Source organism: Brevibacterium rongguiense, assembly GCF_009857845.1.
Taxonomy (GTDB): domain Bacteria; phylum Actinomycetota; class Actinomycetes; order Actinomycetales; family Brevibacteriaceae; genus Brevibacterium; species Brevibacterium rongguiense.
On sequence record NZ_WWEQ01000048.1, the window covers coordinates 1 to 22,427 of the forward strand.

General features: G+C 72.8%; 22 protein-coding genes and 1 pseudogene. 17 read left to right on the forward strand and 6 right to left on the reverse strand.

What is annotated here, in order from left to right; genetic code table 11:
* Positions 1-129 precede the first annotated feature (129 nt).
* Positions 130-585, forward strand: a pseudogene (locus GSY69_RS10290) (integrase core domain-containing protein); the annotation flags it as partial.
* Here the strand turns inward: GSY69_RS10290 and GSY69_RS10295 are convergent.
* Positions 582-1,970, reverse strand: a complete 1,389-nt coding sequence (locus GSY69_RS10295; RefSeq protein ID WP_202411023.1) for an MFS transporter — start codon at positions 1,968-1,970, stop codon at positions 582-584. The pseudogene GSY69_RS10290 and the gene GSY69_RS10295 overlap by 4 nt on opposite strands.
* 165 nt (positions 1,971-2,135) lie before the next feature.
* Here GSY69_RS10295 and GSY69_RS10300 point away from each other — a divergent pair, with 165 nt between their 5' ends.
* From GSY69_RS10300 to GSY69_RS10320, 5 genes are read left to right on the forward strand one after another with little or no spacing between them, the layout of a single operon-like run.
* Positions 2,136-3,377 carry a CaiB/BaiF CoA transferase family protein gene (locus GSY69_RS10300; RefSeq protein WP_160953767.1) on the forward strand — a complete coding sequence of 414 codons (1,242 nt, stop codon included), beginning with the start codon at positions 2,136-2,138 and terminating at the stop codon, positions 3,375-3,377.
* On the forward strand, positions 3,374-4,300 hold the full coding sequence (locus tag GSY69_RS10305; protein ID WP_160953768.1) for a beta/alpha barrel domain-containing protein: 927 nt from the start codon (positions 3,374-3,376) through the stop codon (positions 4,298-4,300). Before GSY69_RS10300 ends, GSY69_RS10305 begins: the two co-directional genes overlap by 4 nt.
* A 47-nt stretch (positions 4,301-4,347) precedes the next feature.
* Positions 4,348-5,655: a 23S rRNA (adenine(2503)-C(2))-methyltransferase RlmN gene (gene rlmN, locus GSY69_RS10310; protein ID WP_160953769.1), complete on the forward strand. Its 1,308-nt coding sequence runs from the start codon at positions 4,348-4,350 to the stop codon at positions 5,653-5,655.
* 42 nt (positions 5,656-5,697) lie between these two features.
* A complete protein-coding gene (locus tag GSY69_RS10315; protein ID WP_328698845.1) occupies positions 5,698-6,258 on the forward strand; it encodes a DivIVA domain-containing protein in 561 nt (186 codons plus the stop codon).
* A gap of 19 nt (positions 6,259-6,277) precedes the next feature.
* A complete protein-coding gene (locus GSY69_RS10320) occupies positions 6,278-6,922 on the forward strand; it encodes a propionyl-CoA synthetase (RefSeq protein ID WP_160953770.1) in 645 nt (214 codons plus the stop codon).
* On the opposite strand, the gene GSY69_RS10325 is transcribed toward GSY69_RS10320, so the two are convergent.
* On the reverse strand, positions 6,903-8,102 hold the full coding sequence (locus GSY69_RS10325; RefSeq protein WP_160953771.1) for an acyl-CoA dehydrogenase family protein: 1,200 nt from the start codon (positions 8,100-8,102) through the stop codon (positions 6,903-6,905). The two genes, GSY69_RS10320 and GSY69_RS10325, sit on opposite strands and share 20 nt — an antisense overlap.
* Before the next feature lie 75 nt (positions 8,103-8,177).
* Here GSY69_RS10325 and dxr point away from each other — a divergent pair, with 75 nt between their 5' ends.
* The 4 genes from dxr (at position 8,178) to GSY69_RS10345 (ending at position 12,895) form a co-directional block, all read left to right on the forward strand.
* Complete coding sequence (gene dxr, locus GSY69_RS10330; protein ID WP_160953772.1) at positions 8,178-9,380, forward strand: 1-deoxy-D-xylulose-5-phosphate reductoisomerase; 1,203 nt, start codon at positions 8,178-8,180, stop codon at positions 9,378-9,380.
* Complete coding sequence (locus GSY69_RS10335) at positions 9,377-10,738, forward strand: M50 family metallopeptidase (RefSeq protein ID WP_160953773.1); 1,362 nt, start codon at positions 9,377-9,379, stop codon at positions 10,736-10,738. The genes dxr and GSY69_RS10335 overlap by 4 nt, the downstream gene beginning before the upstream one ends.
* A gap of 133 nt (positions 10,739-10,871) precedes the next feature.
* A complete protein-coding gene (gene ispG / locus GSY69_RS10340) occupies positions 10,872-12,020 on the forward strand; it encodes a flavodoxin-dependent (E)-4-hydroxy-3-methylbut-2-enyl-diphosphate synthase (RefSeq protein ID WP_160953774.1) in 1,149 nt (382 codons plus the stop codon).
* On the forward strand, positions 12,017-12,895 hold the full coding sequence (locus GSY69_RS10345; protein ID WP_160953775.1) for a GNAT family N-acetyltransferase: 879 nt from the start codon (positions 12,017-12,019) through the stop codon (positions 12,893-12,895). The genes ispG and GSY69_RS10345 overlap by 4 nt, the downstream gene beginning before the upstream one ends.
* A gap of 45 nt (positions 12,896-12,940) precedes the next feature.
* Here the strand turns inward: GSY69_RS10345 and GSY69_RS10350 are convergent, their stop codons facing one another.
* Positions 12,941-13,327 (reverse strand): RNA-binding S4 domain-containing protein, encoded by a 387-nt coding sequence (locus GSY69_RS10350; RefSeq protein WP_160953776.1) that lies wholly within the window; start codon positions 13,325-13,327, stop codon positions 12,941-12,943.
* A gap of 98 nt (positions 13,328-13,425) precedes the next feature.
* Between GSY69_RS10350 and GSY69_RS10355 the strand changes: the two genes are divergently transcribed.
* Entirely contained in the window at positions 13,426-14,424 is a 999-nt protein-coding gene (locus GSY69_RS10355) for a cytochrome b/b6 domain-containing protein (protein ID WP_202411025.1), read from the forward strand.
* Positions 14,425-14,486: 62 nt separating this feature from the next.
* On the opposite strand, the gene GSY69_RS10360 is transcribed toward GSY69_RS10355, so the two are convergent.
* The gene (locus tag GSY69_RS10360) at positions 14,487-15,416 is read right to left on the reverse strand and encodes a carbon-nitrogen hydrolase family protein (RefSeq protein ID WP_160953777.1); all 930 of its coding nucleotides are present in this window, start codon (positions 15,414-15,416) and stop codon (positions 14,487-14,489) included.
* 99 nt (positions 15,417-15,515) lie between these two features.
* On the opposite strand from GSY69_RS10360, the gene GSY69_RS10365 reads away from it, so the two are divergent.
* Complete coding sequence (locus tag GSY69_RS10365) at positions 15,516-17,336, forward strand: proline--tRNA ligase (RefSeq protein WP_160953778.1); 1,821 nt, start codon at positions 15,516-15,518, stop codon at positions 17,334-17,336.
* A 14-nt stretch (positions 17,337-17,350) separates the two neighbouring features.
* On the forward strand, positions 17,351-18,166 hold the full coding sequence (locus GSY69_RS10370) for a TSUP family transporter (protein WP_160953779.1): 816 nt from the start codon (positions 17,351-17,353) through the stop codon (positions 18,164-18,166).
* Here the strand turns inward: GSY69_RS10370 and GSY69_RS10375 are convergent.
* Both GSY69_RS10375 and GSY69_RS10380 read right to left on the reverse strand, forming a co-directional pair.
* Positions 18,150-19,169 (reverse strand): aminoglycoside phosphotransferase family protein, encoded by a 1,020-nt coding sequence (locus tag GSY69_RS10375; RefSeq protein WP_160953780.1) that lies wholly within the window; start codon positions 19,167-19,169, stop codon positions 18,150-18,152. The two genes, GSY69_RS10370 and GSY69_RS10375, sit on opposite strands and share 17 nt — an antisense overlap.
* The gene (locus tag GSY69_RS10380; protein ID WP_160953781.1) at positions 19,166-20,104 is read right to left on the reverse strand and encodes a hypothetical protein; all 939 of its coding nucleotides are present in this window, start codon (positions 20,102-20,104) and stop codon (positions 19,166-19,168) included. The genes GSY69_RS10375 and GSY69_RS10380 overlap by 4 nt, the downstream gene beginning before the upstream one ends.
* A gap of 100 nt (positions 20,105-20,204) precedes the next feature.
* On the opposite strand from GSY69_RS10380, the gene GSY69_RS10385 reads away from it, so the two are divergent.
* The 4 genes from GSY69_RS10385 to GSY69_RS10400 form a co-directional block, all read left to right on the forward strand.
* A complete protein-coding gene (locus GSY69_RS10385) occupies positions 20,205-20,666 on the forward strand; it encodes a ribosome maturation factor RimP (RefSeq protein WP_160953782.1) in 462 nt (153 codons plus the stop codon).
* Between the two features lie 113 nt (positions 20,667-20,779).
* The gene (nusA, locus tag GSY69_RS10390; protein ID WP_160953783.1) at positions 20,780-21,739 is read left to right on the forward strand and encodes a transcription termination factor NusA; all 960 of its coding nucleotides are present in this window, start codon (positions 20,780-20,782) and stop codon (positions 21,737-21,739) included.
* Positions 21,740-21,764: 25 nt separating this feature from the next.
* Positions 21,765-22,058: a YlxR family protein gene (locus GSY69_RS10395; protein WP_202411026.1), complete on the forward strand. Its 294-nt coding sequence runs from the start codon at positions 21,765-21,767 to the stop codon at positions 22,056-22,058.
* Positions 22,059-22,162: 104 nt separating this feature from the next.
* On the forward strand, positions 22,163-22,427 hold a 265-nt coding region (locus GSY69_RS10400; RefSeq protein WP_160953784.1), incomplete at its 3' end, for a translation initiation factor IF-2 N-terminal domain-containing protein.

Sequence of the window (22,427 nt, forward strand, 5' to 3'; positions counted from 1 at the left end):
GGGACCGGGCCACTCGCACGACGTCTTCGCGGAACTCCTGGGGGTAGGGAGCGGGCATGGTGCACATCCTTCCAGGCCGCCCTGCGGGCAAGCCAGATCAGATGTCACCTATCTATGCGGCAGTCCCACCCGTTGATGGGCATGGCTTACGTCCATACCGTCATCGACGACCACTCCCGCGTCGCCTATGCCGAGATCCACGACGACGAAACCGCCCGCACTGCCACCGCCGTGCTGGTCCGAGCCGTCGAGTGGTTCAACGCCCGCGGCGTCACCGTCGAGCGGGTCCTGTCCGACAACGGCGGCGCGTACCGCTCACACCTGTGGCGCGACACCTGCGCCGAACTCGGTATCCGGCACAAGCGCACCCGGCCCTACAGGCCGCAGACCAACGGGAAAATCGAGCGCTTCCACCGCACCCTGGCCGACGGATGGGCTTACGCCCGCTGCTACACCTCCGAAGCCGAACGACGGGGCGAGCTGGACGACTGGCTGCACTACTACAACCATCACCGGCCGCACACGGCCTGCGGGAACCTCCCGCCCTTCTCGCGATTGATCAACGTCTCCGGGCAGTACACCTAGGCGGGGTTGATCTCCGCGAGGCTGCGCCGCGTGGTGCGCGGGCCCAGGAACCCGATCGCCGCGCAGATGATGAGCAGCGCCGCGCTGACGACGAGGTACATGGGCAGCGCCCCGTAGTCCTCGAGCACAGGCAGGAGGATGAACGGCAGCGCACCGCTGGACAGGCGCGACAGGGAGTACGTCCAGCCCACCGCCGTGGCCCGCAGCGCGGTGGGGAAGATCTCCGCCTGGTAGATGTGGAACGCGTTGGAGAAGACGTTGCTGATCGCGGTGGTGAGGAAGCCGAAGACGACGATGAGCACCTCGGAGTCCGAGGTGGCGAACAGGATGCCGGAGATCGCCATCGCCACCGTTGCCGCGATGAGGAGGTGCTTGCGCTCGAAGCGCGCGATGAGCGGGGTGGACAGCAGCGAGCCCAGGGGGTAGCCGAGGAACGACAGCGCGGTGAACAGCAGCGAGTGGGTGACGTCGTAGCTGCGGGAGACGAGCACGAGCGCGGAGAGCGTGCCGAACCCGTAGTAGCCGAACGTCTGGAAGAGGTGGAAGACGGCGAGCATGCCCAGCCGCCGCAGGTACGGCGGCCGGAACAGGCGGGAGAGCCGCTGCTGCGCGGGCTCGGGCGCCTCGGCGTCCACGCCGCCGGCCCGTGCCTCGATGGCCTGCAGCTCCTCCGCGTCCACCCCGGAGCCCGCCGCGAACTCGTCGAGCGCGGCCTGCGCCTCCTCGTTGCGGCCCGCGCTGGCCAGCCAGCGCGGCGATTCGGGCAGCCGGCGGCGCAGGAACAGCACCGCGACCGCGCCCAGGCCGCCCAGTGCCAGCAGCCAGCGCCAGCCGGCGATGCCGAGCGGGGGAGCGGCGTTGAGCCACAGCGCCAGGAAGCCCACGACGGGCACGGCGATGAACGAGCAGGTGTAGGCCCAGGTGGCGAGCCGGCCGCGCTTGTCCTTGGGCAGCACGTCGGAGAGGTAGACATCGCCCACCGGGTACTCGGCGCCTACCCCGATGCCCGCCATGAAGCGGGCGAAGACGAGGAACCAGGCGTTCGGGGAGAACGCGGCGATGAGCGACCAGAGCGAGTACCACGCGAGCGTGAGGAGGAAGGCCCGGCGGCGCCCGATCCGGTCGGCGAGCCGGCCCAGGCAGACGGCGCCGACGAACATGCCGACGAAGGCGGAGGCCAGGAGGAGCTTGAGCTGCAGGCCCGAGATCGCGAACGTCGTGCCGAGTGCCACGTTCATCGAGCTGGCGAGGAAGACCTCGTACATGTCGAAGAAGAGGCCGAGGCCCACGGCGATGACGACCCGGCGGTGGACGCGCCCCACGGGGAGGCGGTCGAGCACCGCGCCGATGCTGCGCTGGGTGGAGGTGAGGTGGGGCGGCGTCATCGGCACTCCTCGGTGGGCTCGGCGCCCCGCGGGCGCCCTGGTTCGCTGGCGCCGCCATCGTCCACCCGCACCCGGCGGCGCGCACGTCCCGACCACGATGTGAGACACGGGTCCACGATACGGACCGCGCCCGGGTGTGCGGCGCGGCCGCTATAGCCTCGCGGCATGAGCGACACCGCGCAGTCCGAGCAGCACACCCCGCTCGCAGGCATCCGCGTCCTCGAACTGGGCAACTACATCGCCGCGCCCACGGCGGGGCGCCTCCTCGCGGACTTCGGCGCCGAGGTCATCAAGATCGAGCGCCCGGGCACGGGCGACGAGGTCCGGCGCTGGCGGCTGCCGCGCGGGTCGACGTCCATGCTCTTCCGCACGCTCAACCGCCACAAGCGCTCCGTCGCCCTCGACCTGCGCTCGCCCGCCGGACGCGAGGCCGTGCTCGCGCTGGCAGCCCGCAGCGACGTCGTCATCGAGAACTTCCGGCCGGGCACCCTCGAGAAGTGGGGGCTGGGCCCCGCGCAGCTCGAGGCTGCCAACCCCGACCTCGTGCTGTGCCGGATCTCCGCGTTCGGCCAGACCGGCCCGCTGTCGTCGCGGCCCGGCTTCGCCGCGGTCGCGGAGGCCTACGGCGGCCTGCGCGAGCTCGTCGGCGACCCCGACCGCCCGCCCGTGCGCGTGGGCGTCTCGATCGGCGACTCGATCGCCGGGATCTACGCCGCCTTCGGCGCCGTCATGGAGCTCTTCGCCCGCCAGAGCGCGCGCCTGGCCGGGCGGCGCCCGCCCCGGCTGGGCGACCGGGTGGTTGACGTCGCGCTCAACGAGTCCATCCTCTCCGTCATGGAGTCCCTGCTGCCGGACGCGGACGCCTACGGCACGCAGCGCACGCGCACCGGTGGCCGGATGGAGGGCATCGCCCCGTCGAACGCCTACGTGTGCGGCGACGGCCGCTCCGTCGTCATCGCCGGCAACGGCGACTCGATCTTCGCCCGCCTCATGGACCTCATCGGCCGGCCCGACCTGCGCGACGACCCAGCGCTCGCCGCCAACGACGAGCGCTGGCGCCGCCGCGAGGAGCTCGACGCCGCCATCGGCGAGTGGACGGCGGCGCGCCCGCAGGCGGACGTGCTCGCCGACCTCGCCGCCCGCGACATCCCCGCCGGGCCCATCTACACGGCCGCGGACATCGCGGCCGACGAGCAGTACGCCGCGCGCAACATGGTCCAGCGCCGGACCGCCTCCACCGGGAACGAGGAGCTCGAGGGCATCGCCTTCCCCGGCATCGTGCCGGTCTACGGCGGCCGGTCCGGTGAGATCGGCAGCCTGGGCCCCGAGCTGGGCGCGGACACCCGCGCCGTGCTGACCGAGGTGTGCGGCATGGACGCCGCGCAGCTGCAGCGGGTGCTCCCATGAGCCCCGCACCGGCGATCATCCGGGACGTCACGCTGCGCGACGGCCTCCAGCTGACCGGCAAGCCGCTGCCCGCGAGTGCCAAGGCGCAGCTGGCGCGCTCCCTGTTCGAACTGGGCTTCGAGGAGCTCGAGGTGGGCTCGCTGGCCCATCCGAAGGCGGTGCCCGCGGTGGCGAACACCCCGGAGGTCCTCGGGCTGCTGAGCGAGGCCGAGCGGGCGCGCAGCTGGGTGTGGGTCGCCACCGCCCGCCAGGTGGAGCGCGCCATCGACGCGGGGGCCACCCGCTTCCAGTTCTGCCTGTCCGCCTCCGACGCCCACAACCGCGCCAACGTCAACCGCACCGCCGAGCAGAGCATGGCCGAGCTGCCCCGCGCGCTCGAGCTCGCCGCGACAGTGGGCGGCCGCGTGCAGCTGTGCCTCGCCACGTCGTTCACCTGCCCGTTCGAGGGCCCGGTCGACCCGCAGCGCGTCCTCGACCTGGCGGGCGACCCGCGCGCCGCCGGCACACCGGACATCGTCATCGCCGACACCCTGGGCCAGGCGAGCCCCGCACAGGTGAGCGGCCTCATCGCCCGGGTGGCGGCGGAGACGCCGCAGCGGCGCATCGTGTTCCACGGCCACGACACATGGGGCCAGGGCACCGCCAACGCACTGGCCGCCGTGCAGGCGGGCGCAGGCGTCGTCGACGGGGCACTGGGCGGCCTGGGCGGCTGCCCGTTCGCCCCGGGAGCCAGCGGCAACACCGCCACCGAGGACCTCCTGTTCGCCCTGCGCCCCGACTGGCTGGACCCCGCGGGCTTCCACGCGGCGGTCGGGCTGGGTGCCGAGCTGACCGAGCGGCTGGACGAGCCCAACCGCTCGCGGGCCGCAGAGGGGGCACGCGCGCACGCACCGGCCTTCCCCTGGGCGCTGCCCGCACAGTAGGCCTGCGCTCGCGCGGCGCTGAGCGCGCATGGAATAATGGCACGGTCATGAATGAGAGCACCCGCACCCGCCAGGTCCGCCCCGTCGTCGAGAACGCCGACGGGACCACCTCGCGCACCCTCACGCGCGGCGGGCGGCCGCTGCTGAACTTCAAGTCCCCGCGGGTCTCCCAGCCCCGGCAGCACCTGGCGGACATGACGATGGACGAGAGGGTCGCCGCGGTCACGGAGCTGGGGCTGCCCGCCTTCCGCGCCAAGCAGCTCTCCACCCACTACTTCGTCCACCACACGACGGATCCGGACGCCATGACGGACCTGCCGCAGGATCGGCGCGCGGAGCTCGTCGAGCGCTTCTTCCCGCCCCTGCTCACCGAGGTCCGCCGCCAGCGCACCCCGAACGGGGACACGATCAAGTTCCTCTGGCGCCTGTTCGACGGTGCCCTCGTCGAATCCGTGCTCATGCGCTATCGCAACCGGATCACCCTGTGCGTGTCCTCGCAGTGCGGCTGCGGCATGAACTGCCCGTTCTGCGCGACGGGCCAGCAGGGGCTCACGCGCAACATGTCCACGGCGGAGATCGTCGAGCAGGTCATCCGCGCCAACCGCGTGATCGCCGCCGGCCAGCTCGCCCCGGACACGGAGGCGGACACCGACTATCTGGGCAATCCCGCCGCCGCGGTCGGCTCGGAGGCCGACGAGGAGCAGGGCGATGCCCCCAGCCCCGCCGGGAGCGCCGAGCGGGTGACGAACATCGTCTTCATGGGCATGGGCGAGCCGCTGGCCAACTACAAGCGCGTCATGGCCGCCGTCCGCCGCTTCACCGACCCCGCGCCCGGGGGCCTGGGCATGTCCGCCCGCCGCATCACCGTGTCCACGGTGGGGCTGGTGCCGGGCATCCGCAAGCTGGCGGCGGAGGAGCTGCCGGTCACGTTCGCGCTGAGCCTCCACGCCCCCGACGACGGGTTGCGCGACGAGATGATCCCCGTCAACACCCGCTGGAAGGCCGACGAGGCCATCGACGCGGCCTACGACTACTACCGGCAGACCGGGCGGCGCGTGAGCATCGAGTACGCGCTCATCAAGGACATGAACGACCACGCGTGGCGCGCGGAACTGCTGGCCAAGAAGCTCAACGCCCGCGGCCGCGGCTGGGTCCACGTCAACCCCATCCCGCTCAATCCCACCCCGGGCTCCGTCTGGACGGCCAGCGAGCCCGAGGTGGCGGCCGAGTTCGTGCGCCGGCTCGTCGCCGCCGGCGTGCCCACGACGATCCGCGACACCCGCGGGCAGGACATCGACGGGGCGTGCGGCCAGCTCGCCGCGGCCACCGAGGACGGCGCGCCCGCGCGCGCATGAGACCGCCGCGGGCAGCGGCGCACAGGAAACGAGGAGAGGCACGTGGTGGACCAGAACTTCCCCAGGATGTCGGGATGGAAGAACGGCTACGACCCTGCGCAGGTCGACAGCTTCTTCAAGCGGGCGCGCGAGTCGTTCGAGCGCCGCACCCCGCAGCCGGGCGACCTCGACGCGCGCGCGGTGCGCACCGTGGGCTTCAGCCTCGTGCGCAACGGCTACCACGTGGGCGTCGTCGATGCCGCGCTCGACCGCCTCGAGGACGCGCTGGCCAAGCGCTCGCGCGAGCTGCTCGTCGCCCAGTCCGGCGAGGACGCGTGGGTCAAGGAGCTCACCCGCGCCGCGAGCTCCCTGCGGGGCCGCCTCGTGCGCCCGGAGGGGGAGCGGTTCGCCACGGCCGACACCGGCGTCATCGGCTACGACATCACGGAGGTCGATGCGCTGCTCAACCGCATCAACGGCTACTTCTCCGAGGGCCGCGCCATGAGCGTCGACGAGGTGCGCCGGGCGCTGTTCAAGACCCGCAAGGGCCAGCGCGCCTACGACGAGGACCAGGTGGACGCGTTCATCGACCGCGTCGTCGAGGTCATGGCGAGCGTCGACTGATGGTGCCCCGGGAGCGGCGATGAGCGCCCAGCCGCACTGGTTCGCCCCGCCCGGGCGCTTGGGCGAGGGCCATCCGGGCACCCTCAACCCCGTCTACGAGCGCCTCGACCGCGCCATCATCGACGGCCGCGCCGACGAGCCGGCGCTCGCGGGCATCGGCCCGGACGGCGCGCGCGCCGAGCTCACCGTGGCGGAGGCGCTGGACCGGGTGGCGAAGATCGCCGGCGCCCTGCGCCTGCTGGCCGTGGGCCCGGGCGTGCCCGTGCGCATCGCGTCCGGCGTCGCCCCGCTGACCGCCGAGCTCGCGGCACTCGCGGTCCAGCGGATCGGCGGGACCGTGGTCTGGGGCGCCGGCGACGCTCCCGGGGCGCCGGCCGCCCCCGTCGTCATCGAGCCGGACGCAGAGGAGCCAGCCGGCGCCTCTGCGGCCGAGCGCGGCGTGCACAGCGCGTTCGCCAAGCCCCTGCGGCGCCTGCCCAGCCGGGTGGAGGGCACCCGCGTGCGCGATGAGCGCGACGGCGCCTCGCTCGACGCGCTCGTGCGCGACGGGCGGATCGAGCCGGCGGCGGTCGAGCCGCTGCCGGCCGATCAGGTCATCGAGATCGCCGCGGACGGCGCCCGCACGACCGCGCTGGAGGCCGCGCTCAGTTCGCGAACGCGTTGATGCCCGTGAGCGCGCGGCCCAGCGTGAGCTGGTGGACCTCGTGGGTGCCCTCGTAGGTGAGCACCGTCTCGAGGTTGACCGCGTGGCGCAGCGGCGAGTACTCGCTCGTGATCCCGGAGCCGCCGAACAGCGCGCGCAGGTCACGGCACACGTTGAGCGCGGTGTCCGCGTTCACCATCTTGCCCAGGCTGATCTGCTGGGGCGAGATGCCCTGCGGCGAGTCCTTGAGGCCGCCCAGGTGGGCCGCGAGCAGGGTGATCTGCGAGTACTGCCCGAACGCCTTCGCAAGCTTCTGCTGGCTGATCTGGAACGAGGAGATGGGCCGGTCGAACTGGATGCGGCTGCCGGTGTAGCGCAGGGCCTCGGTGAGCGCGTCGCGCGCCGCGCCCGTGACGCCGAAGACGATGCCGAAGCGCGCCTCGTTCAGGCACGACAGGGGGCCCTTGAGCCCCTCGGCCTTCGGCAGCATGGCCGAGGCCGGCAGGCGGACGTTGTCCAAGACGATCTCACCGGTGATCGAGGCGCGCAGCGAGATCTTGCGGTGCACCTCGGGCGTCTCCACTCCGGGGGTGTCGGTGGGCACGACGAAGCCGCGCACCACGGGGCGTCCGCGCTCGTCCGTGCCCTCCGTCTTCGCCCACACGATCGCCACGTCGGCGACCGGGGCGTTCGTGATCCACATCTTCGCGCCGTTGAGCACCCAGTCGTCCCCGTCGCGCTTGGCGTGCGTGCGCATGCCGGCGGGGTCGGAGCCCACATCGGGCTCGGTGAGGCCGAAACAGCCGAGCGCCCTGCCCTGGGCCATGCGGGGCAGCCACTCCTCCTTCTGCTCCTCGGAGCCCCAGTGGTGCAGCGCGAACATCGCCAGCGAGCCCTGGACGCTCACGAGCGAGCGCAGCCCGGAGTCGATCGCCTCGAGCTCGCGGCAGGCCAGGCCGTACTGGGTGGCGGTCGCCCCGCCGCAGCCGTAGCCGTCCAGGTGCATGCCGAGCACGCCCAGCTCGCCCAGGCCCTCCGCCAGCTCGCGGGCGGGGATGGTGCCCTCGAGGAACCAGTCGCCGATCTTCTCGCGCACGTTCTCGTCGAGCCACTTGCGGACGATGCCCGCCCACTCGAGGTCCTCCTTGTCGAAGACGGAGTCGATGCCGAGGATCTCGTCGGGGGTCTGCGTCTGTGCCATCACTGCCCTTTCAGCGGGGTTCGGGATGGGAGGACTTCACCGTCCTCCCAGAAACCGATGCGATCATCGGTGCTCGTGGACGTCCGTGATCTGAGTGTACTGGGGGCCACCGGCTCGGTCGGCAGGCAGGCCCTCGACGTGGCCCGGCGCAATCCGGGCCGCTTCCGCGTGCGCGGCCTCGCGGCCGGCTCCGATGCGGCCGGCCTCGCCGCGCTCGCCGTGGAATTCGGCGTGGAGGCGATCGCGCTGGCCGTCGGGAGCCGCGAGGTCGCCCGCGCCGCCCTCGCCCGCGCCGCCGCCGCGCAGAGTGTCCCCGACCCGGTGCGCGAGATCCTCGTGGGCCCGGACGCCGCGGCACAGCTGGCCGCGCGCCCGGCCGACATCGTGCTCAACGCCGTGACGGGCGCCGTGGGCCTGGGCGCCACCCTCGCGGCGCTCGACGCCGGCACCGACGTGGCCCTGGCGAACAAGGAGTCGCTCATCATCGGCGGCGAGCTCGTGCTCGCCGCCGCTCGCGCCACCGGGGCCCGGCTGCTGCCGGTGGACTCCGAGCACTCGGCGCTCTGGCAGTGCCTGCGGGCCGGTGCCCGCGGCGAGGTCGACCGGCTCGTCATCACCGCCTCCGGCGGCCCGTTCCGCGGCATGGACCGGGCGCAGCTCGAGGCCGTCACACCGGCCCAGGCGCTCGCCCACCCCACGTGGGACATGGGCGCCGTCATCACGACGAACTCCGCCACGCTCGTCAACAAGGGCCTCGAGGTCATCGAGGCCCACCTGCTGTTCGGCATCGCCTACGGTGACATCGACGTCGTCGTCCACCCCCAGAGCCAGATCCACTCGATGGTGCAGTTCCGCGACGGCGCGACGATCGCGCAGGTCTCCCCGCCGGACATGCGCCTGCCGATCGCCTACGCGCTCGGACTCGAGGAGCGCATCCCCGGCGCGGCACCGGCCAACGACTGGTCCGCAGCCCAGGAGTGGACGTTCGAGGCGGTCGACCACGCGGCATTCCCGGCGCTGGGCCTCGCGATCGCGGCGGGTCGGCGCGGCGGCACCGCGCCGGCCGCCTACAACGCGGCCAACGAGGTCCTCGTCGAGGCCTTCCACGCGGGCGCGGTGTCCTTCCCGCAGATCGCCGACGGCCTGGCCGCCGTCCTCACCCAGCACGCCGACGCGGAGGCGACCCGCGCCTCGGTGCTCGCCGCCGATGCGAGCGCCCGCGCGGCCGCAGCGGCCTGGGCGCGCACCGCCGATGAGAACGGGCGGGGCGCCGCATGACCGCAGCCCTCTTCATCCTCGGCATCGTCCTCATGCTCGTGGGCATCAGCGTGTCGATCGGCCTCCACGAGCTCGGCCACCTCGTGCCCGCCAAGCGGTTCGGGGTCAAGGTCACCCACTACATGATCGGCTTCGGCCCCACCCTCTTCTCGTTCCGGCGCGGGGAGACGGAGTACGGGATCAAGCTGCTGCCGCTGGGCGGCTACATCGCCATGCCGGGCATGTACCCGCCGCTCGAGGCGACCGAGGGCGGCCGGCCGCCCGCGCGCCGGCGCGCCCGGCTGTTCCAGCGCACCGTCGACGATGCCCGCGAGGTCTCGAACCAGGAGATCGGCCCGGGGGAGGAGGGCCGGACGTTCTATGCGCTCTCCGTGCCCAAGCGCCTCGTCGTCATGTTCGGCGGCCCGTGCGTCAACCTCGTCCTCGGCATCGTCATCATGGCCATCGTGCTGTTCGGATTCGGGGTGGCGAAGGGGCCGAGCACGACAGTCGCGACCGTCGTCGAGTGCGCGGTGCCCGCCTCCGAGGCGGCCGCGCGGCCGGCCGAGCAGAAGAATGAGTGCCAGCCGGGCGACCAGCAGACCCCCGCGTGGCAGGCCGGCCTGCGCCCGGGCGACACGATCGTCGCGCTCGACGGCCAGCGGATCTCCGACTGGGACCAGCTGTCCGCGCTCATCCGCACCGACGCCGGCAAGACCGTCCCCCTGACCATCGAGCGCGACGGTGCCGAGCAGTCGCTCGAGGTGCCCATCATCCGCACCGAGCGCCCGGTGACCGGCGCGGACGGCCAGCAGGAGACGAACGCCGACGGCAGCCCCAAGACCGCCCAGGCGGGCTTCCTGGGCATCGGCCCCACCCAGCTGCGCGAACCGCTGCCCGTGGCCGAGTTCCCCGGTCAGGTGGGCCAGATGATCGGCCAGACGTTCACCGCGCTCATCACGCTGCCCCAGAAGCTCGTCGGGGTGGGCCAGACCGCGTTCACGGACCGCGAGCGCGACCCCAACGGCCCCATCGGGATGGTGGGCGTGGGCCGCGTGGCCGGCGAGATCGCCTCGCAGTCGCAGTTCGACGTCGCGCAGAAGGCCCAGATCGGGCTGAGCCTGCTGGGCTCGCTCAACTTCTTCCTCTTCGCCTTCAACATGGTCCCCCTGCTCCCGCTGGACGGCGGGCACATCGCGGTGGGCCTCTACGAGGGCGCGCGCCGGCGGCTCAGCCTGCTGCGCGGGCGCGGGCCCACCGGGCCGTTCGACACCGCGAAGCTCCTGCCGCTGACCTACGTCGTCATCGGCGCCATGCTGTGCATGACGGCCCTGTTGGCCTACGTCGACATCGTCAAGCCCGTGAGCCTGTTCGGCTAGCGCGCGGGTGCCCGGCGGGCGATGCCCGGGAGGTCCCGGGTCCGCTCAGCCAATCCGCGGGCAGGAGAACTAGACTCGGGTCGATCCGGGGCCGCGCGCCCCGGGCGCCCACGACAGCGAAGGGAACGCCTCTGTGACCTCGGTCAACCTCGGCATGCCGGCCGCGCCGCCGCCCGTGCTCGCGCCCCGGCGCGCCACCCGCCAGATCCAGGTGGGCCGGGTGGGCGTCGGCTCGGACCACCCCGTGAGCGTGCAGTCGATGACGACGACGCCCACGACGGACATCAACGCGACGCTCCAGCAGATCGCGGAGCTCACCGCCGCCGGGTGCGACATCGTGCGCGTGGCCTGCCCGAGCGCCGACGACGCCGAGGCGCTGCCGGCCATCGCGCAGAAGTCCCAGATCCCCGTCATCGCCGACATCCACTTCCAGCCCAAGTACGTCTACGCGGCCATCGAGGCCGGCTGCGCGGGCGTGCGGGTCAACCCCGGCAACATCCGCAAGTTCGACGACCAGGTCAAGGAGATCGCGCGCACCGCCAAGGACGCGGGCGTCTCGATCCGGATCGGCGTCAACGCGGGCTCGCTGGACAAGCGCGTGATGGAGAAGTACGGCAAGGCCACCCCCGAGGCGCTCGTCGAGTCCGCCGTGTGGGAGGCCTCGCTGTTCGAGGAGCACGGCTTCCACGACTTCAAGATCTCCGTCAAGCACCACGATCCGGTCGTCATGGTGCAGGCCTACCAGCAGCTCGCCGCGCGCGGGGACTGGCCGCTGCACCTGGGCGTCACGGAGGCCGGCCCGGCCTTCCAGGGCACGATCAAGTCCGCGACCGCGTTCGGCACGCTGCTGAGCCAGGGCATCGGCGACACGATCCGCGTCTCCCTGTCCGCCCCGCCGGTCGAGGAGATCAAGGTCGGCCAGCAGATCCTCCAGTCGCTCAACCTCAAGCCGCGCAAGCTCGAGATCGTCTCCTGCCCCTCGTGCGGGCGCGCGCAGGTCGACGTCTACACCCTCGCCGAGCGCGTCACCTCGGGGCTCGAGGGCATGGAGGTGCCCCTGCGCGTGGCCGTCATGGGCTGCGTCGTCAACGGCCCCGGCGAGGCGCGGGAGGCCGACCTGGGAGTGGCCAGCGGCAACGGCAAGGGCCAGATCTTCGTCAAGGGCGAGGTCATCAAGACCGTCCCGGAGGCCCAGATCGTCGAGACCCTCATCGAGGAGGCCATGCGGATCGCCGAGGACTCCGACCAGCCGTCCGGCGCGCCCGAGGTCGTCGTCGGTTGAGCGCCCTGCGCCGGCTCGAGCACCGCCACACCCCGTGGCTCGAGGCGCGGATCGCGGCCGACCCCGCCCGCCACGCCTTCCTGGCCAGCCTGCTCGACACCGCGGGCACCGCCGCCGTGGCCCAGCCCTCCGGCACGCTCTTGGGCTACTTCCGCGGCGGCGACCCCGTCGCCGCCTACTGGATGGGCGGCAGCATCATCGCCCTCGAGCCCACCTGCGAGTCGAACGCCGCGGCCGCGGCGCACCTGAACGCGCGCGGGCGCGCCTCGTGCTCGCTCATCGGCGAGGCGCCGGCCGTGCTCGACCTCCACGAGCGCCTCGCCTGGGGCCGACCCCTGGGGGTGCGCCCGGAGCAGCCGCTGCTCCAGGCGCGCGCGGCGCCGGCGGTCGAGCCGGCCGAGGGGGTGCGCGTGGGCACGGTGGCAGACCTCGAGGAGACGTTCCCGGCCTCGGTCGCGATGTTCACCGAGGAGGTGGGCTTCTCGCCCATCGAGCACGGCGCGGCCGGCTACCGGTCGCGCGTGCGCTCGCTGCTCGCGGCCGGCAGCACCTACCTCATCACGGCCGCCCGCGGCCCCGACGGCGCGCCCGTGCGGCGCTGGCCGGCCCGGGACCGCGACGAGCAGGTGGTCTTCAAGGCCGATCTGGGCATCCGCTCGCCTGCGGCCGTGCAGGTCCAGGGCGTGTGGGTCCATCCGGACTTCCGCGGCGCCGGGCTCGGGGCCCGCGCCATGGCCGCGGTCACCGCGCACGTGCGCGAGCGCGTCAGCCCCGTGGTCACGCTCTACGTCAACGACTACAACGTCGCCGCCCGCAGGACCTACGCGCGCGCCGGCTACGAGCAGATCGGCACGTTCGCCACCGTCATGTACTGAGCCGTCCCACCGCCGGCCGGCCCCGCCGTCAGCCGTGCCCCGGCGTCAGCCGCGCCCGCGCAGCCGGTCGAGCTCGCGCCGGTCCTTCTTCGTCGGCCGCCCGGCGCCCTTGTCGCGGCGCGGAGCGGCCCCGCGCAGCGCGGGATCGGGCGGGGGAGTGCGGTCGATCCAGCAGGCCTGGGCCAGCGGCGCGGAGCCCCGGCCGGGCAGGAAGCCCTGCACCGTGAGGATCCGCTCGGCGCCGCTGCGGCGCACGCGCACCTCCTGGCCGATGCGCACCTTGGCGGCGGCCTTGACGCGCTCGCCGTCGATGCGGACGTGCCCGCTGCGGCAGGCCGCGGTGGCCGCGGAGCGGGTCTTGCAGATCCGGGTGGTCCACAGCCACACGTCGATGCGCTGGGAGCGCGCCCCGTCGAAGTCCGGTTCGAGCATTCTTGTGAGCCTACCCTGCTTAACGCCCGTTCATCATCTGCGGTTACGATTGCCTGCAAACTCCATGACCGTACTGTGCGCTCACCGAGGAAGGTGCGATGGCTGCGACGTCGAAGTCGACCAAGGGCTCGAAGAAGAAGGGCAAGAAGGGGAAGAAGGGGAAGAAGAAGGGCTTCGACCCGCAGTCCCTCATCAAGCCCGGGATCTACGCCGGCATCGGCATCGTCGCCCTGGCCATCCTCGTCGGCATCGCCATCTGGCTGCGCTCCACGGCGGGCGTGCAGGCGTTCATCGCCCGGTACCCCGGCGAGGCGCCGCTGCCGGAGGGCGCCCCCGTGGGCCTGCCGGGCTGGCTGGGCTGGCAGCACTTCCTCAACTTCTTCTTCATGCTGCTCATCATCCGCTCGGGCTTGCTCATCCTCACGACGCAGAAGCCCGACTCGTTCTGGACGCGCGACAACACGAAGCTCGTGAAGACCAAGGGCGATCCGGTCAAGATGAGCATGAACCACCTCATCCACTTCTCCTTCGACTTCCTGTGGGTCATCAACGGCATCGTGTTCTTCGTGCTGCTGTTCGCCACGGGCCAGTGGATGCGCATCGTGCCCACGACGTGGGAGGTCTTCCCGAATGCGCTGTCCGCGGCCATCCAGTACCTGTCGATGAACTGGCCCGCGGAGAACGGGTGGGTAAACTACAACTCGCTGCAGGTGCTCGCCTACTTCACGACCGTCTTCATCGCCGCGCCGCTCGCCATGATCTCCGGCTACCGCCTCTCGGAGATCTGGCCGATCAAGGGCGAGTTCAACAACGTGTTCTCCATTCGCATCGCCACCGTCATCCACGTGAGCGTCATGGTCTACTTCCTCGCGTTCACGTTCGTCCACGTCTTCCTCGTCTTCGCGACGAGCGTGGTCAACGGCCACGGGCTGTTCGGCAACCTCAGCCACACGTTCGGCGCCCAGGAGCACGCGCCGCTGCTGGGCTTCATCTGGTTCGCCGTGGCGATCGTGGCGATGGCCGCCGCGTGGGTGCTCATCCGCCCCGTCTTCATCGCCCCCGTCGCCGGCCGCTTCGGCAAGGTCACGACGCGCTGAGCCGCACCGCCCGCCGCGCCCGGTGCGCGGCGGGCGGTGCGGCTCAGCCCTCGGGGCCGGCCTCAGCCCTCGAACACGACGCTCGGCTTGGGCCGGGTGTCGACGCTGAGCCGGAAGACGTCCGGGCGCGCATAGTGCCCGGCCGGGTCGAAGTCGAAGGTGCGCCCCGGGCGCTGCGCGACATCGACCTCGGCGGTGAGGATCGCCTCCTCGTCGTAGACGGGCCCCGCGAGCGCCTGGCCGGCCGGGTCGAGGATGACGCTGCCGCCGCGGATGAGGTAGCCCGCCTCGTCGGGCTCGAGCGCGCTTGCGTAGTCATCGCCGTACGCGTCCGCGCGGATCGCCTGGGCGGCGCTGAGCACGAAGCACCGGCCCTCGAGGGCGATGTGGGACATCGTGTGCTGCCACGTGTCGCGGTCGTCCACGGTCGGGGCGCAGTAGAGTTCGACGCCCTGGGCGTACATGGCCTGGCGCAGCAGGGGCATGTAGTTCTCCCAGCAGATCACCGAGCCCAGCTTCCCGAAGCCCGTGTCGTTGACCGTCAGCGTCGAACCGTCGCCGAAGCCCCAGATCAGGCGCTCGGAACCCGTGGGCATGAGCTTGCGGTGGGTGCCGACGATGCCCGCGGCGGGATCGATGTGGACCGCGGTGCAGTACAGCGTGCCGCCGGAGCGCTCGATGATCCCGAGCACGGTGAACACGCCGTGGGCTGCCGAGGCCTCGGCGATCTGCGCGAGCTCGGGCCCGTCGAGGTCGACGGCGCCGGCGAAGTACCGGGCGAATTCGGCGCGGCCCTCCTCCGTGCGCGTGCCCACCGGCGCGCCGAAGCGCAGGCCCTTGGGATAGGTGCCCAGCAGCGCCTCGGGGAAGACCGCGAGCTTCGCGCCGCGTGCGGCGCAGTCGCCGATGAGGCCGGCGACCCTGGTCGCGGTGGCGGCCGGATCGAAGGGCACGGAACCGGTCTGGACGACGGCGACGGTGGTTGCTGGCATGGCGCTCCTTGTAGTCGGGTTGGCCCCACGGTAACCCCGCGCGCGGGTGATACGCTCGCTGACATCGCCCCCGCGCCCCCGTTTCCCGAGGAGACCCCTATGCCCCTGCGGATGTCGTCGCTGTTCGTGCGCACGCTCAAGGAAGACCCGGTCGATGCCGAGGTCAAGAGCCACAGGCTCCTCCACCGCGCCGGCTACATCCGCCGCTCGGCCCCCGGGATCTACACGTGGCTGCCGCTGGGCCTGGCCGTGCTGCGCCGCATCGAGGCGATCGTGCGCGAGGAGATCGAGGCCGCGGGCTCACAGGAGGTCCACTTCCCGGCGCTGCTGCCGGCGGACCCCTACGAGGAGTCCGGCCGGTGGGAGGCGTTCGGCGAGGGCCTCTTCCGGCTCCGCGACCGCAAGGAGGCGGACTACCTGCTCGCGCCCACCCACGAGGAGGTCTTCACCCTGCTCGTCAAGGACATGTACTCCTCGTACAAGGACCTGCCGCTCTCGCTGTTCCAGATCCAGACGAAGTACCGCGACGAGGCCAGGCCCCGCGCGGGGCTGCTGCGCGGCCGCGAGTTCATCATGAAGGACGCCTACTCCTTCGACATCGACGACGCCGGGCTCGACGCCTCCTACGAGACGATGCGGGAGGCCTACGTGCGCGTCTTCACGCGCCTGGGCCTGCCCTACGTCATGGTCGAGGCGACACCGGGCGCCATGGGCGGCTCCGGCACCCACGAGTTCCTCTACCCCTCCGAGGTGGGCGAGGACACCTACGTGCGCACCGCCGGCGGCTACGCCGCCAACGTCGAGGCCGTCACCACGGTGGTCCCGGAGGCCGTCGACGCCTCCGCGGTCCCCGCGGCCCACGTGGAGGACACGCCGGAGACCCCGACGATCGCCACGCTCGTCGACGCGGCCAACGCCCAGCAGCCGCGCTCCGACCGCCCGTGGACCGCGGCGGACACCCTGAAGAACGTCGTGTGCGCGGTCATCCACCCCGACGGCACCCGCGAGGTCGTCGTCATCGGCCTGCCGGGAGACCGCGAGGTCGACCTGGGCCGGGCGGCCGGCACCGGGATGCTCGGCGACGGCGAGGTCGACCTCGAGCCCGCCACCGAGGCCGACCTCGCGGCCCACCCCGGGCTGGTCCGCGGCTACATCGGGCCGGGCCTGAGCCTGGAGGCGCCCGTGCTCGGCGCGGACTCGGCCACCGGCCTGCGCTACCTCCTCGACCCCCGCGTCGTCGACGGCACGCGCTGGATCACCGGGGCCAACGAGCAGGGCCGGCACGTGTTCGACCTCGTCGCCGGGCGCGACTTCGCCGGTGACGGCTTCATCGAGGCCGCGCAGGTGCGCCCCGGCGACCCCGCCCCCGACGGCTCGGGCGAGCTCGAGCTGGCCCGGGGCGTGGAGATCGGCCAGATCTTCAAGCTCGGCCGCCGCTACGCCCAGAAGCTCGGGCTCTCCGTGCTCGACGAGAACGGCAAGTCCCAGGTCGTGACGATGGGCTCCTACGGCATCGGGGTGACCCGCGCCATGGCCTGCGTCGCGGAGGAGTACGCGGACGACAAGGGCCTCCTGTGGCCCATCAACCTCGCCCCGGCGGAGGTCCACATCGTCGCCACCGGCAAGCACCAGGACGTCTTCGACGCGGCCGAGGCGCTTGCCGCCGAACTCGAGGCGGCCGGGCACACCGTGCTGCTCGACGACCGCCCCAAGACCTCGCCCGGGGTGAAGTTCGGCGATGCCGAGCTGCTGGGCGTGCCCAACATCGTCGTCGTCGGCCGCGGCCTCGCCGACGGCCTCATCGAACTGCGCGACCGCCGCGCCGGCACGGCCGAGGAGCTGCCGGTGGGCGAGGCGGCGGCAGCAGCGTCCGCGCGGGTGCGCGAGCAGTACGCGGCGCTCGCCGCGCCGCAGGGCTGAGGGGCGCGGGCGCCGTGGCGTGGCTGAGTGCCGGGCCGGTGCCGCTGACCCTGGGCATCCTCGCGCTGCTCGTCCTCGCCGGCCTGCTGGCCGGCTGGATCGATGCGGTCGTGGGCGGCGGCGGCCTCATCCAGCTGCCGGTGCTGCTGCTCGTGCCCGGGATGAGCCCGATCCAGGCCCTCGCGACGAACAAGCTCGGCTCGATCGCCGGCACGGCGGCCTCTGCCACGACGTACCTGCGCAGGGTCGCCCCGGACAAGTCCGCCGCGCTGCCCGCGGCCGTCTGCGCGCTCGCCGGCGCGGTGCTCGGCGCGAAGCTCGCCAGCCTCGTGCCGGAGGCGGCCTTCCGCCCGCTCATCCTCGCCGTCCTCGTGGGCGTCGGCGCGTTCACACTGGCCAAGCCCGCCCTCGGGACCGAGGCCAGGCTGCGCTTCGGGGAGCACTCGAAGCGCCACCACGCGGTGGCGTGGCTGCTCGGCGGCGTCGTGGGGATCTACGACGGGGCGCTGGGCCCCGGCACGGGCTCGTTCCTCGTCATCGGGTTCGTCGCCCTGCTCGGCTTCGACTTCCTGCAGGCCTCGGCCACCGCGAAGATCGTCAACCTCGCCACGAACCTCGGGGCGCTGCTGTTCTTCGTCCCGGCCGGCCACGTCGTGTGGCAGGCGGGGCTCGCCGTCGCGGCGGGCAACGTCGCCGGCGGGGTCATCGGGGCCAAGACCGCCATCCGCTTCGGCAGCGGGTTCGTGCGCGCCGTCTTCATCTGCGTCCTCGCGATCCTCGTCCTCACCCTGGGCTGGCAGTGGATCGCGGGGCTCAGCCGAGGCGCTTGAGGGAGTGCGCGTCCACGCCGCGCACGCTCGCGCCGGCCAGGGCGCGGGCCACCCACAGCGAGCGCGCCGCGTCGCCGAGCGCGCGCTCGTTGCCGCCCTGGGCCGAGCGGAGGTACCAGAACATGTTCTGCAGCTCGCGCGCCACCGTGGCGCCCATCCCGGCGCCCGGTTCGATGTGCGCGTGCTGGCACAGGCTCGCCGCGAAGCCCCGCAGCCAGTTCGCCTGGCCCTCGGGGTCGCCGCCGGGCAGCTCGAAGAGCCGGTTCCACAGGATCGGCGCGACCATGTAGGCCGTGGGGCCCGTGAGGGGCTGCGGGTCGATGGCCTTCCACGTGGAGATCCCCGCGCGATCGGGGTTGCCCGCGAGGATGTTGTAGTAGTGCAGGTCCGCGTGCAGCAGCCAGCTCTCGGGCGACTGCGCGAGGTGCTCGGTCCACGCCCGGCCGGTGTCGAGGAGCTGCTCGTCGGCCGGGTCGGCGGCGGCGAAGCCGCGCAGGAGCTCGGCATCGGCCGGCAGCTTGCGCAGCCAGCCGGCGGCGATGTCCTGCACGCGCACGAAGCCGGGCGCGCCTGGCACCTTGAGCGCGAGCGCGAGCTGGCCCCAGATGGGCGCGACCTCGTCGAACGGCTCGCTCGAGAGGTTGACGCCGGTGCGCAGCCGCTCCTGCAGGGTGGCCCGGAAGTCCGCGTGCTGGGCGATGACCCGCACCGCCCCGTGGCCGTTCCAGCGCCGCAGCGCGGTGAGCACCTGGTCGTGGACGCGGGGATTGTCCGTGTTGGGGGCGGCGAACCGGATGATCGCCTGATAGCCCTCCTCGGTGAGGACGGGGATGACGAGGCTCTCCGCCCCCGCCCACGGGGCCCCGGGCACGGGGTCGAGGGTGACCTTCCAGCGGTCCATGAGCTCGAAGAGCATGTAGTCGAGGGCATCGGCCCACGCGCGGGCGCGGGGCTGGCCGATGATCTCCGCGGCGGCGTTGAATAGAGGTGCCGGAACCCTCACTGCTGCCCCTTCCCCGCGGTGTAGCGCAGCACCTGCGGGCTGCCGGCGGCCGCGCGGCCCCGCGCGCTGGCGTAGAGCGCCGCCCCGGCCAGGTACTTCGCATCGGCGGCGGCGAACAACGGCAGGCAGGCATCGGCCAGGGCCGTCTCGAGGCGCACGGCCAGAGCCCGCGCGGAGCGGACGTCGCTCACCTGCGCGGGCAGCTGCCACGCGGGGCGATCGCCCTGCACGGAGGCCCCGCGCAGGGCCAGCAGGCGGTTGCCGGCCATCGCGGCAACGGCCAGGGCGTTCACGCGCGCCCGCGCGGCCGCGCCGAACGCGCTCGCCGCGGGTGTGGCCACCGCGAGCCGCTCGTAGCCGTAGGAGGCCTGGAAGCAGGTACGCACCCAGTGCGCCAGGGGGTCGTCGGCCGCGGGCGCGGTCGCCGAGGCCGTGGGGGAGGCCGTCTGCGCGGCCGGGGCGACGAGGCCCTCGAGCCGGCGGCCGATCCGCTGCCCGGCGGCTCCGCTGAGCCCGAGCGCCGCGCCGATCGCGGCATCGGCGAGCACCGCGGTGAGGTCGCCGTGCAGGCTCTCATAGCCGTCGAGGACCGCCGCGGCGGCCCGCTGCAGGCCCTGTGCGGGGGTGTAGCGCTGGGCGACCGCGGAGGCGGAGGCGCTGGGCGCGGCGCCGGCGGTCCACACGGGGCCCACCGCGGCGCGCAGGCGCTCGATGCGGGAGCGCTCGGCGCCCTCGGGGCGGGTGGCCGCGAGGATCCGGGCGACGCCGTTGCGGACCTCGTCGGCGGGCTCGGGGCTCGCGTACTGGGGACCGCGGTCGATGCGCAGCCCGCAGCCGCCCAGGGCGCCCAGCCCGGCGAGGCCCGCGATGCCGAACGCTCCCAGGCGCAGCGCGGCGCGGCGGCCGTGGGGGACGGGCGGGGGATGGCTGGGCATGGGGCTCATCCTAGCGGCGTCCACTACGCTTGGGTGGCCAAGGCGCCGCCGGGCGCGGGGCAACGGGCCCCCGGGGCGGCCCGGACAGCGAGGAGGACGGATGTCGGCCGACGAGGACAGGGTCACCGAGGCGATCGAGGGCCCGCTGGGCGCCCACGGGATCCTCGTGGAGGAGGTGCGCGCGCTGGCCGCGGGCTCGCACCGCACGGTGCGGGTCGTCATCGACCTCGCCGGCGACACGGCGGAGCCGGTCTCACTCGAGACGATCGCGGAGGCCACCCGCATCGTCGGCGAGGCCACCGATGACCTCCCGCTGTTCAACGACCGTCCGTACACGCTCGAGGTGACCTCCCCGGGCGCCGACCGGCCGCTGACGCAGCCGCGGCACTTCGCCCGGGTCAAGGGCCGCACCCTTGCCGTGCGCACGGCCGCGGGCAAGCGCACGGGCGAGCTCGTCGCGGCGACCGGCGACCACATCGTGCTGCGCGACGGCGACGGTGCGCTGGCCGAGCTGCCCTATCGCGACATCGAGTCCGCCCAGGTGCAGCTGCGCTTCCGCTGAGCGGGCCGCGCGGGGGCGTGGACTATCCTTGTCACCTGCGCAACGACAACTGAATCGACGACAACTGAATCGACAGCGGGCCCGCGCGGCCCCCCGTCACGAAGGGCAGGGCAATGGACATCGACCTCAGCGCACTCCGGATGATCGAGCGGGAGCGCGAGATCCCGTTCGACACCCTCGTGGAGCTCATCGAGCAGGCGCTGCTCATCGCCTACCAGCGCACCGACGGGTACTACCCCGATGCCAGGGCCGAGCTCGACAAGAAGACGGGCAAGGCGACGATCTGGGCCGTCGAGTTCGACCGCGACGACAACCCGATCGGCGAGTTCGACGACACCCCCGAGGGCTTCGGCCGGATCGCCGCGATGACGGCCCGCAGCGTCATCCACCAGCGCCTGCGCGATGTGGAGGACGAATCCGTCTTCGGCACCTTCAAAGGCCGAGAGGGCGAGATCGCCTCCGGCACCGTCCAGCAGGGCCGCGACGCCCAGCTCGTCCAGGTCGACCTCGGCGATGTCGAGGCCGTGCTGCCGCCCCACGAGCAGGTGCCCGGCGAGGAGTACCCCCACGGCGCGCGGCTGCGCGTCTACATCACCGATGTGCACAAGGGGAATAAGGGACCGGCCGTCACCGTTTCCCGCTCGCACCCCAATTTCGTCCGCCGCCTCTTCGCGCACGAGGTGCCGGAGATCGCCGACGACCTCGTTGAGATCGTCGCGCTGGCGCGCGAAGCCGGCCACCGCACGAAGATGGCCGTGGCGGCCCGGCGGCCCGGGGTCAACGCGAAGGGCTCGTGCATCGGCGAGCTGGGCTCGCGGGTGCGCGCCGTGATGGCGGAGCTCGGCGAGGAGAAGATCGACATCGTCGACTACAGCGAGGACCCCGCGACGTTCATCGCCCACGCGCTGTCGCCGGCGCGCGTGTCGAAGGTCGAGGTGCTCGACGCGGATGCGAAGTCCGCCCGGGCCTTCGTGCCCACCGACCAGCTGTCGCTGGCCATCGGCAAGGAGGGCCAGAACGCGCGGCTGGCGGCGAAGCTCACGGGGTGGAAGATCGACATCGCGGGAGCCTGAGCGGGCGTGCTGTAGACTGGGGGACGTGGTCTGCGCCGATACTCCCGAACGGATGTGCATCGGCTGCAGGGGACGCGCCCCGGCGGGGCAGCTGCTGCGGCTGGTGAGCCAGCCCGGCAGCCCGCCCCACGTGCGCGTCGATCCGGACCGCTCGCTGCCCGGCAGGGGAGCGTCGATCCACCGCACCGAGCAGTGCTGGTCAGCAGCGCTGAAGAAGAACGCCTTCGCCCGCGCACTGCGGTCCCCCGGGATCCGCGTGCCGGACTGGGCGAGCATCGATCACGGAAAGTGGTTGTCGAAGATGGATACCCAGCAGTGAGTGCTCAGAGATGACACCCCTCGCATTCGGCTGTGAGCAGTGAGATGACTGTTCACTCACCATGAGGTTCCCTCCTGTGCGGAGGGAATCCGGACAGGAGAGAAGTGGCAAAGCCCCGTGTCCATGAGCTCGCGAAGGAGCTCGGCACCACCAGCAAGAACGTGCTGGAGAAACTGCAGGAGATGGGCGAGTTCGTCCGCTCCGCATCGTCGACGGTCGAAGCGCCCGTCGTGCGCAAGCTGAAGGAGGCCTACGGGCCCGCGGCCGGCGCCGACGCCAAGGCCGGCGGCGACAAGCCCGCCGCGCAGGCCGCGAAGCCCGCGGCGGCGAAGAAGCCGGCGGCCGGTGCCGGCGCGAAGCCGGGCCCCA